The sequence below is a fragment of the Streptomyces sp. NPDC048291 genome (assembly GCF_043201715.1).
GTDB lineage: Bacteria > Actinomycetota > Actinomycetes > Streptomycetales > Streptomycetaceae > Streptomyces.
In genome coordinates, this window is record NZ_JBICZC010000017.1 from 182,197 (window position 1) to 191,939 (window position 9,743).

Genomic DNA, 9,743 nt, shown 5'->3' on the forward strand with positions numbered 1-9,743 from the left:
CAGGCCTCTCCCCATGACTACTCCGACGTCCGCACGCGGCCGCAGGCGCGCCCCCTCCCGCATCGAGCGGGCGGCGGGCCGGGCCGCGGCGCTGCAGAAACCACGTGTCATCCTCGCCCTGCTGCTTCTGCTGGCGCTGACCTGCGTGATGCTGCTCGACGGCTATCTGCGCGCAGAGGTCGGCGGCGACCAGCGGGTCCGCACCGGCGCCAGCTCCAGCAAGGTGCCGGACAAGGTCCTCGACGGCGGCCCGATCCTCACCTTCCGGGGCGGGCAGGCGAGCACCGTCTCGGTCCCCTCCAAGACCATCGCGCTCACCTTCGACGACGGCCCGAACCCGACGTACACCCCGCAGGTCCTCAAGATCCTCGAGCAGTACGACGTGCCCGCCACGTTCTTCCTGGTCGGCTCGATGGTGTCGCGCTACCCGAGCATCGTGAAGACGATGGTCCAGCAGGGCAACGAGGTCGGCATCCACACCTTCACCCACGTCGACCTGTCGTACCAGAGCGACGCCCGGGTCAACCGCGAGATGCAGCAGACCCAGCTCGCGCTCGCGGGCGCGGCCGGGATCACCACGACCCTCTTCCGCGCGCCGTACTCCTCCGAGACGGACGCCATCGACAACTACAGCTGGCCGGTCTACAAGAAGCTCGGCAAGGAGGGCTACACCAGCGTCTTCGTCGACACCGACAGCGACGACTGGAAGAAGCCTGGCGTCTCGAAGATCGTCAAGTGGGCCACGCCCAGCGGTACCAAGGGCGCGGCCGTCCTCTTCCACGACGCCGGCGGCGAGCGCTCGCAGACGATCAAGGCACTGCCGCAGTACATCAAGAAGATGAAGGCAAAGGGCTACACCTTCACCACCGTCAGCGGTGTCATCGAGAAGCGGAACACCGCGTCGGGCCAGCAGGCCGCCTCCGCCGGCACCGGCTCGAACACCCAGACCGGCACCGGGGTCACCGAGGCCGGCGTGGCCGGAACCGGCACGGGCACCGGCAGCGGCACGGGCACCGGCACGGGTTCCCAGTCCGGCGGCACCGCCCCGAACGGCACCGGCACCGGCCCGAACGGCGAGGGCGGCACCGCCCCCGAAAGCGGCACGGGGAGCGGTACCGGTAGTGGCACCCGCACCACCACCGTCTCCCGCCTCCAGGCCGCCCACCGCACGGCCGGCGGTATGACCCTCTACGAGGGCAAGGCCCTCATCGTGGCGGTCGCGATAGCCGAGTGGGCCCTGCCGCTCCTGTCCGGCCTGCTGTTCGTCGTCGGCGTGGCGGTGATGGGCCGCTTCGGGATGATGCTGCTCATCGCCCGCCGCCACTACAGACAGCGCAACAAGCGCCGGTTCAGCTGGGGTCCGACGGTCACCCGGCCGGTGAGCGTGATCGTCCCGGCGTACAACGAGAAGGAGTGCATCGCCAACACCCTGGAGTCGCTGGCGCAGAGCACCCACCCGATCGAGGTCATCGTCGTCGACGACGGTTCCACGGACGGCACCTCGGAGATCGCCCGCGCCGCCGCCGACAAGCTCGGCATGCACAACGTCCGCGTCATCCGCCAGGAGAACGCAGGCAAGCCGGCCGCCCTCAACAACGGCGTGCGCAACGCCAGTTACGACATCGTCGTGATGATGGACGGCGACACGGTCTTCGAGCCGGAGACGGTACGGCACCTCGTGCAGCCGTTCGCCGACCCCGAGGTCGGCGCGGTCGCCGGCAACGCGAAGGTCGGCAACCGCAACACGGTCATCGGGGCCTGGCAGCACATCGAGTACGTGATGGGCTTCAACCTCGACCGGCGCATGTACGACCTGCTGCGCTGCATGCCCACCATCCCGGGCGCGATCGGCGCGTTCCGCCGCGACGCGGTCCTCGGGGTCGGCGGCATGAGCGAGGACACCCTCGCCGAGGACACCGACATCACCATCGCCATGCACCGCGCCGGCTGGCGGGTCGTCTACCAGGAGCACGCCAAGGCCTGGACGGAGGCGCCCGGTTCGCTGAAGCAGCTGTGGTCCCAGCGCTACCGCTGGTCCTACGGCACCATGCAGGCCCTCTGGAAGCACCGCAAGTCCCTGACGGACAAGGGCCCGTCGGGCCGCTTCGGCCGCGTCGGCATGCCCCTGGTCGTCCTCTTCCAGATCGTCACCCCGGTCTTCGCCCCGCTGATCGACGTCTTCACGGTCTACTCCATGATCTTCGTCGACTTCGAGGCGGCCCTGCTCGCCTGGCTCGCCGTCCTCGGCATCCAACTGGCCTGCGCCGCCTACGCGTTCCGCCTCGACAAGGAGAAGTACCGCTACCTCGCGATGATGCCGCTGCAGCAACTGGCCTACCGCCAGATGATGTACCTCGTCCTCATCCACTCCTGCATCACCGCCCTCACCGGCGGCCGCCTGCGCTGGCAGAAACTCAAGCGCACCGGCGAGGTCGGCACCCCGGCGGGGGTGAGCGGCTGATGACCTGGGACCAGCAGAACCCGTACCAGCAGAACCCGTACCAGCAGGGCTACAACGGCTACGACCACACCCCGTACGGCAACCAGCAGCAGTACGTACAGCAGCCGTACCCCGACTACACCTACCCCCCGGCACCCGACCAGACGGCCCCCCTGCCCCTGGTGGAGCCGGAGCCGGAGCCGCAACCGGACTCAACTGCCGCTGGCGCCGCCACCGCTACCGCCACCGCTGTGGGCAATCGTTCCGCACGGCGGAACGGGTGGGCACAGCCGACAACTCCGGGTACCGAGACAACGGACGCCAAGGACGCCGACCCGGACCCCCGGCCCAAGCCCCCCGCAAGGGACCGCTACTTCGACACCCTCCGCGCCGTCGCCCTCATCCGCGTCGTCACCTACCACACCTTCGGCTGGGCCTGGTGCGGCATGGTCTTCCCCTCCATGGGCATCATGTTCGGCCTCGCCGGCACCCTCATGGCGAAGTCCCTGGAGCGCCCCGCGCTCAAGGTGGTCAAGAGCCGCCTGCGGCGCCTCCTCCCGCCCTTCTGGTTCTGGGGCTTCTTCGTCGTCCTCGCGATGCTGATCCACGACTGGATGCCGGGCTGGCAGATCGTCTACTGGGTCGTCCCGCTCGGCGACCCGCCGGGCAACGCGTGGGGCGAGCAGGCCTGGGAGATCCTCTGGTACCTCCGCACCTACCTCTGGTTCGTCCTCCTCTCCCCGGCCCTGCTGTGGATCTTCCGCAAGGCCCCGATCCCGGTGCTCCTGGCGTCGCTGGCCCCGATCCTGGTCCTGAACTTCGTCTGGGCCGGCCCCGACAACCGCTTCGGCTCCGCCCTGTGGGACCTGTCGACGTACCTCTTCTGCTGGATCCTCGGCTTCGCGCACCGCGACGGCGTGCTCCAGCGGATGAAGCCGGCCCTGGTCGTCGTCGGCTCGCTCGCGGCCGTCGGCTACGGCGGCTGGTACGCCTTCTCGCACCAGGCCGACTTCGGCACCTACGACCTGGACGAGAACCCCCTCGCGCAGGCCTTCTGGTCGGCCGGGTTCGTGATGCTGCTGATGTGGGCGAAGGCCTACTTCAAGATCGACTTCGCCTGGCTGACCCGGTACAGGAAGGCCGACCGGACGGTCACGATCTTCAACGCGCGCGCGGTGACGATCTACCTCTGGCACGAGATCGCGCTGGTCCTCGCGGTCCCGCTGATCGACCAGATGTGGAACGTGCCCGCGTTCGAGAAGTGGCTCCCGCTGGACAGCCAGTGGTTCATGTTCGGCGTCGGCTGGATCCTGATCGCGGTGTTCGTCGTGGCGTGCGGCTGGGTGGAGGACGTGGCCGCGAAGAAGAAGCCGAAGCTCCTCCCCTGAGGGCGTGCTGCAAGAATGGCGAGCGTGACCCGCGCCTCCCTGAACAAGCAGCCGCACGAAGTCGCCTCGATGTTCGACGACGTGGCGGAACGGTACGACCTGACCAACGACGTGCTGTCGCTCGGCCAGGACCGGCAGTGGCGGAAGGAGGTCGCCCGGGCGGTCGACGCGCGCCCCGCGCAGAAGATCCTGGACCTGGCGGCCGGCACGGGCACCTCCTCCCAGCCGTTCGTCAGGGCCGGCGCCTACGTCGTGCCCTGCGACTTCTCCCTCGGGATGCTCCAGGTCGGCAAGCGGCGCAACGCCTGGATGCCCTTCACCGCCGGGGACGCCACCCGGCTGCCGTTCGGCGACGACACCTTCGACGCCGTGACGATCTCCTTCGGGCTGCGCAACGTCCAGGACACCGACGCGGCCCTGCGCGAGATGTACCGGGTGACACGGCCCGGCGGGCGGGTCGTGATCTGCGAGTTCTCGCACCCGACCTGGGCGCCCTTCCGGACCGTCTACACCGAGTACCTGATGCGTGCCCTGCCGCCGGTCGCCCGCGCGGTCTCCTCCAACCCGGACGCCTACGTCTACCTCGCCGAGTCCATCCGCGCCTGGCCCGACCAGCCCGCGCTGGCCGGCCGGCTGCGCGCGGCGGGCTGGTCGAAGGTGGCCTGGCGCAACCTCACCGGCGGGATCGTCGCCCTGCACCGGGGCTTCAAGGAGGCCTGAGTCCCGACCGGGGACCCGGCCGCCGACTCACAGGCTGCTCACCTCGAAGGCGTCCCCGGGCTGGTCCAGCTCCCGTTGCAGTCCGCCCGTGGGCGGTCGTGGGATGCGTGGCTCGCGCACGCCCCCGCCGCCCTCGCCCTCGCCGAAGTCGAACCACACGTACACCATCGAGTCCCGCGGCACCTCGGCACCGGGCTGCGGGAACTGGCGCACGATGTAGTCGACGACCGCGAGATGGAAGTCCGGCCGGTCCGGCGCGTTCAGGAACAGACCCTGAGACCGGGCGGTCTCGCGCGCGTCCACGGCCATCAGCCCGACCAGCCGTGGCACACGCACTTCGGGTGTTTTGGGTGTTATATGCACAGATGTCACCCCCAGCGGTACTGGAAGAGTAACCCGTGGCACAGGGCGCCCGGAAGCGCCAAGTGTCTTTCTGTAACAGATCGTTACTCTGTGTAACCGTGCGCGCCGTCGCCCCGCAGGTCGAGCCGGAAGCAGAGCGCCTCCTCCGGGAGCCGCGGGTGCGGGAAGGTCCCGGCCGGTTCCATCCCGAGGCGCCGGGTGACCGCGACGGACCGCTCGTTGCCCGGCCGCACCATCGCCACCACCTGCGGCACCCCCGCCGCCCGCAGCCGCTCCACCGTCATCAGCGCCGCCGCCGTCGCGTACCCCTTGCCCCAGTACTCCCGTCCGAGCCGCCAGCCGATCTCGATCTCCCCCCGGGGACCCCACTGCCGCGGCCACGGCTGGGCGCCGGTGAACCCGATGACCTGCCCGGCCTCGTCGGTCATCGTCCACAGGCAGAAGCCGAGCTCGGCGTCGTGCCGGCGCTGGCGCGCGGTGAGCTCCTCGTAGACGGACAGCTCGGCGGAGCTGCCGCCGTGGAACTCCATGACCTCCGGGTCGTCGAAGACCCGGTGCCAGGCGAACGCGTCCTCGTGCGTGGGTACACGCAGCCGTACCGCGGGGAGAGCTCGGTTCACAGGGGCAGCCCTTCAGCCGGGTGATCAGTACCGCTGAATAGACTGCCCATGTCCCGTGCCGGTCGGCACGCAGATTTCGAGCCTTGGGGAGACCCTGCCGTGACCGAGCCCCTCTCCGAAAACACCGCCGATGTCATCGTCGTCGGCGCGGGGCCAGCCGGCTCCACGACGGCGTACCACCTCGCCAAGTCCGGCCTCGACGTCCTCCTGCTGGAGAAGACCGAGTTCCCGCGCGAGAAGGTGTGCGGCGACGGACTCACCCCGCGCGCGGTGAAACAGCTGGTGGCCATGGGGGTCGACATCTCCGAGGAGGCCGGCTGGCTGCGCAACAAGGGCCTGCGCATCATCGGCGGCGGCACCCGCCTCCAGCTCGACTGGCCGGATCTCGCCTCCTTCCCCGACTACGGCCTGGTCCGCAAACGCGACGACTTCGACGAACAGCTCGCCCGCCAGGCCCAGAAGGCGGGTGCGCGGTTGTTCGAGCGGTGCAACGTCGGCGCCCCGATCGTCGACGACCGCACCGGCCGGATCACCGGAGTGCACGCCAAGCTCGGCGAGGAGAAGCGCGAAGTCACCTTCCACGCGCCCCTGGTCGTGGCCGCCGACGGCAACTCCACCCGGCTCTCCCTCGCGATGGGCCTGCACCGCCGCGAGGACCGCCCGATGGGCGTGGCCGTCCGGACCTACTTCACCTCCCCCCGGCACGAGGACGACTACCTGGAGTCCTGGCTGGAACTCTGGGACCGCCGCGGCCCCCAGGACCGCCTGCTGCCCGGCTACGGCTGGATCTTCGGCATGGGAGACGGCACCTCCAACGTGGGTCTCGGCGTCCTGAACACCTCCGACTCCTTCAAGGAACTGGACTGGCGCGAGGTCCTCAAGGCCTGGTGCGCCTCCATGCCCGAGGACTGGGGCTACACCCCCGAGAACATGACCGGCCCGATCCGCGGCGCCGCGCTCCCCATGGCCTTCAACCGGCAGCCCCACTACACCCGCGGCCTGCTCCTGGTCGGCGACGCCGGCGGCCTGGTGAACCCCTTCAACGGCGAGGGCATCGCCTACGCCATGGAGTCCGGCCAGATCGCCGCCGACGTCATCGTCCAGGCCCACGCGCGGGCCACGCCCAGCGGCCGTGAGCTGGCCCTGCAGCGCTACCCGCGCGTCCTCAAGGACACCTACGGCGGCTACTACACGCTGGGCCGCGCCTTCGTGAAGCTCATCGGCAACCCGAAGGTCATGCAGATCGCCGCCCAGCGCGGCCTGACCCACCCGCTGCTGATGAAGTTCACCCTGAAGCTCCTCGCGAACCTCACCGACCCGACCGGCGGCGACGCGATGGACCGCATCATCAACGGCCTGAGCAAGGCGGCCCCGAAGGCCTGACCGCTCCTAGGAGCCGATCGCCTCGATGTTGGCGGCCCGGCGGGCGTAGACGTCCTCCCGCCGGTCCGTCATCTGCCGCAGCGCTTCCTTCCGCTCCCGCTTGGAGAGCCGGTCGAGATACACGCGCCCGTTCACATGGTCGGTCTCGTGCGCCAGACAGCGGGCGAAATACCCCGTTCCCTCTACGGTGAGCGGATTGCCGTCCTTGTCCCGTCCGTGCACGACCGCCCGGTCCGGCCGCGGTACGTCCATCACGGCACCCGGCACCGACAGGCACCCCTCGCCCTCCTCCAGCAGTCGCCGTCCGGCCAGGGTCGGTGTCTCCAGTACGGGGTTGACGATGTGCCCGACATGTCGGACACCGTCGTCGTCGAGGCAGTCGTACACGAACAGGCGCAGATCGACCCCGACTTGGTTCGCGGCGAGGCCGGCTCCCTCGGCGATGTACATGGTGAGGAACATGTCGTCGACGAGCGCGGCGAGGTCGGGACCGAACTCGGTGACGTCCCGGCACGGCTTGTGCAGGACGTCCTCGCCGGTCTCGGTGATCCGGCGCACCGAACCGCGCCGGGCCTCGGGGGCGTGCCGGGGGTAGTGGTCCATGGGGCTTCCCTGGACGAAGACGCGTGGCATCGCGGTGTCTCCTTCTCGGATCTCGGGTCCGCCGCTCCGTACGAGCGGCGTGCACCGAGCATCCCAGGAGTCACCGGATCACGGGCGAGCCTGTGGAAAACCCCCGTGGCGGCCTGCGGCCTGTGGACAACCGGAGGGAGAGCGGCGCACGGAGTGGCGATCCGTGGCGGGGTGATCCGGGGCGTGGCGGGAACGCCGGAAGGGCCGCTGCCCCCGAGCGGCTGCGGCCCTACCGTGCTTGCGTGATGCCTGAGTTGTCCTTGTTGCCCGGGTTGTCAGAGCACCCGCACCGCGCCGGTCGGCGGGTCGTACGACAGCGGGTGCTCACCGACGCCGCTGGAGGGGTTCTGCGCGCCGACGAACATGCCGTCGCCCACGTACACCGCCACGTGGTACGCGCTGCCGGCGCTGCCCCAGTAGAGGATGTCGCCGGGCTGGAGGTTGCTCAGCGAGACCTGGGTGCCCTGCGTCGACTGGTCCTGGGAGACGCGCGGCAGGCTGACGCCGACCGACTTGAAGGCGGCCTGGACGAGACCCGAGCAGTCCCACGAGTTGGGGCCCGTGCCGCCGGAGACGTAGGCGTCGCCGATCTGCGCCTTCACGAAGGCGACCACAGCGGCGGCCGAACCGGTCGCCGTGGACGTGCTCGTGGAGCTGCTGGAGCTCGCGGTGGCGCTGAGGGTGGTCCGCTCGGCGCTGCGCGAAGCGGCGCGCTCTGCGGCGGCCTTACGGGCCTCCTCGGCCTTCTTCTTCTTGGCCTCGGCCTTCTGCTTCGCCTCGGCGAGGTCCGCCTTGGCCTGCTTCGCGGCATTTGCGGCTGCCGCGTCGCGCTCGGCCTGGAGGGTGTAGTTCGCCGCGGCCTGCTGCGTGGCGTCGGCGGACTGGGCCACCTGGGTGGCCAGGTCGGCCGTCAGAGTGGGCAGTTCGAGCGTCTGCGTCACGGGTTCGGCGGCACTCGCCGAGGCCGCGCCCGCCGCTGCCATGCCGAGGACGCCACTGGCAACTCCGGCGCGCACGGCGATGCTTGTCGTCGCGCTGCGGCGGGGCTTCCGGTGGCTGCGTATGTGAGCGGTGTGGGACATGGGAACAACCGGTATCAGGGGCTCCTTCATATCTACAAGAAACGTGTGCTGCGCCACAGTTGCTCAATGGAGCCGGTGAATCCCTCGCGCGTCATTCTTTATTGACGCCGTAACGGACATTGCGGACGCCTGTGATCAAGCCCGTGATCACGCTCTTTCGCTGTTACGTCCGGATTGCCCCCCGCCTACCATCGGTTCGGATGGTTGGCCAAGCCCCGCTCTCAGACGCCTCTCATGAATGTGGCGGAGGTCACGGAACGGTTACCGGTGGGGGTGCGTCTCGCGCGTCCCGGGTTCGTGAACGCGTGCACGCGTCCACATCACCCCTCACGCCTCCCTCTGATGTGTGAATGCGGCGCACTATCAAGGCGTCCGGTCCATCGCGAATTTGCATGCAGGGGAACCCTCTTGATATGGAGACGCCCGCTCGAAACCCCCTCCCGTCTGCGAAGACGGTCGAAAATGTCACGTCTGGTGATCAAGCGAACGCTTCGTGTGTGAAGATCACCGCTCATCCGACTTCATGATCGATCGTCAGGTGGTGGAGATCACAAAGCTTGTGTAATACCCCGTGTCGCAGATCACAGAGTGGCGGGCATAAGATGCGAGGCAGTTGGGCTTGTGACCTGCTTCACATGTTCGCGATCTTCGCCCGGGACGCGCGGGGTTCGCGGGACGGACGAGGCAGGTGGGGAGCCCGATCCGAACCGCCACCAGTCAGTGCCGACTGAGAGGAGCGAGGAGCGGTGAACGCCTATGCGCCCATCCTCGTACTGGGAGCCCTCGGGGCAGGCTTTGCGATCTTCTCCGTGGTCATGGCCACGCTGATCGGTCCGAAGCGGTACAACCGCGCCAAGCTCGAAGCCTACGAGTGCGGTATCGAGCCGACCCCCACGCCGGCCGGCGGCGGGCGTTTCCCGATCAAGTACTACCTGACGGCGATGCTCTTCATCGTCTTCGACATCGAGATCGTCTTCCTCTACCCCTGGGCCGTCACCTTCGACGCCCTGGGTGTTTTCGGGCTCGTGGAGATGCTGCTCTTCGTGCTCACCGTCTTCGTCGCCTACGCGTACGTCTGGCGGCGCGGCGGCCTGGAATGGGACTGAGGGGCCTT

9 protein-coding genes are annotated in these 9,743 nt (G+C 69.1%); 5 read left to right on the forward strand and 4 right to left on the reverse strand.

Annotation, left to right across the window (positions count from 1 at the left end):
• Positions 1–13: 13 nt before the first annotated feature.
• The 3 genes from ACGF5O_RS40180 to ACGF5O_RS40190 are packed head-to-tail and all read left to right on the forward strand — an operon-like array spanning position 14 to position 4,548.
• Entirely contained in the window at positions 14–2,461 is a 2,448-nt protein-coding gene (locus tag ACGF5O_RS40180; protein WP_393814881.1) for a bifunctional polysaccharide deacetylase/glycosyltransferase family 2 protein, read from the forward strand.
• On the forward strand, positions 2,461–3,828 hold the full coding sequence (locus ACGF5O_RS40185; protein WP_393814882.1) for an acyltransferase family protein: 1,368 nt from the start codon (positions 2,461–2,463) through the stop codon (positions 3,826–3,828). The genes ACGF5O_RS40180 and ACGF5O_RS40185 overlap by 1 nt, the downstream gene beginning before the upstream one ends.
• A 24-nt stretch (positions 3,829–3,852) precedes the next feature.
• Entirely contained in the window at positions 3,853–4,548 is a 696-nt protein-coding gene (locus ACGF5O_RS40190; protein ID WP_093508105.1) for a demethylmenaquinone methyltransferase, read from the forward strand.
• A gap of 27 nt (positions 4,549–4,575) precedes the next feature.
• On the opposite strand, the gene ACGF5O_RS40195 is transcribed toward ACGF5O_RS40190, so the two are convergent.
• Positions 4,576–4,884, reverse strand: coding sequence for a PASTA domain-containing protein (locus ACGF5O_RS40195; RefSeq protein ID WP_393814883.1), 309 nt, complete (start codon positions 4,882–4,884; stop codon positions 4,576–4,578).
• A gap of 110 nt (positions 4,885–4,994) precedes the next feature.
• On the reverse strand, positions 4,995–5,531 hold the full coding sequence (locus ACGF5O_RS40200) for a GNAT family N-acetyltransferase (protein ID WP_393814884.1): 537 nt from the start codon (positions 5,529–5,531) through the stop codon (positions 4,995–4,997).
• Positions 5,532–5,579: 48 nt separating this feature from the next.
• Between ACGF5O_RS40200 and ACGF5O_RS40205 the strand changes: the two genes are divergently transcribed.
• Complete coding sequence (locus ACGF5O_RS40205; RefSeq protein WP_393814885.1) at positions 5,580–6,914, forward strand: geranylgeranyl reductase family protein; 1,335 nt, start codon at positions 5,580–5,582, stop codon at positions 6,912–6,914.
• Positions 6,915–6,920: 6 nt separating this feature from the next.
• Here the strand turns inward: ACGF5O_RS40205 and def are convergent, their stop codons facing one another.
• Positions 6,921–7,547 carry a peptide deformylase gene (gene def, locus ACGF5O_RS40210; protein WP_393814886.1) on the reverse strand — a complete coding sequence of 209 codons (627 nt, stop codon included), beginning with the start codon at positions 7,545–7,547 and terminating at the stop codon, positions 6,921–6,923.
• A 275-nt stretch (positions 7,548–7,822) separates the two neighbouring features.
• Positions 7,823–8,629, reverse strand: a complete 807-nt coding sequence (locus tag ACGF5O_RS40215; RefSeq protein WP_393814887.1) for a C40 family peptidase — start codon at positions 8,627–8,629, stop codon at positions 7,823–7,825.
• 746 nt (positions 8,630–9,375) lie between these two features.
• Here ACGF5O_RS40215 and ACGF5O_RS40220 point away from each other — a divergent pair.
• The gene (locus tag ACGF5O_RS40220; RefSeq protein ID WP_007383963.1) at positions 9,376–9,735 is read left to right on the forward strand and encodes an NADH-quinone oxidoreductase subunit A; all 360 of its coding nucleotides are present in this window, start codon (positions 9,376–9,378) and stop codon (positions 9,733–9,735) included.
• Positions 9,736–9,743: the final 8 nt, after the last annotated feature.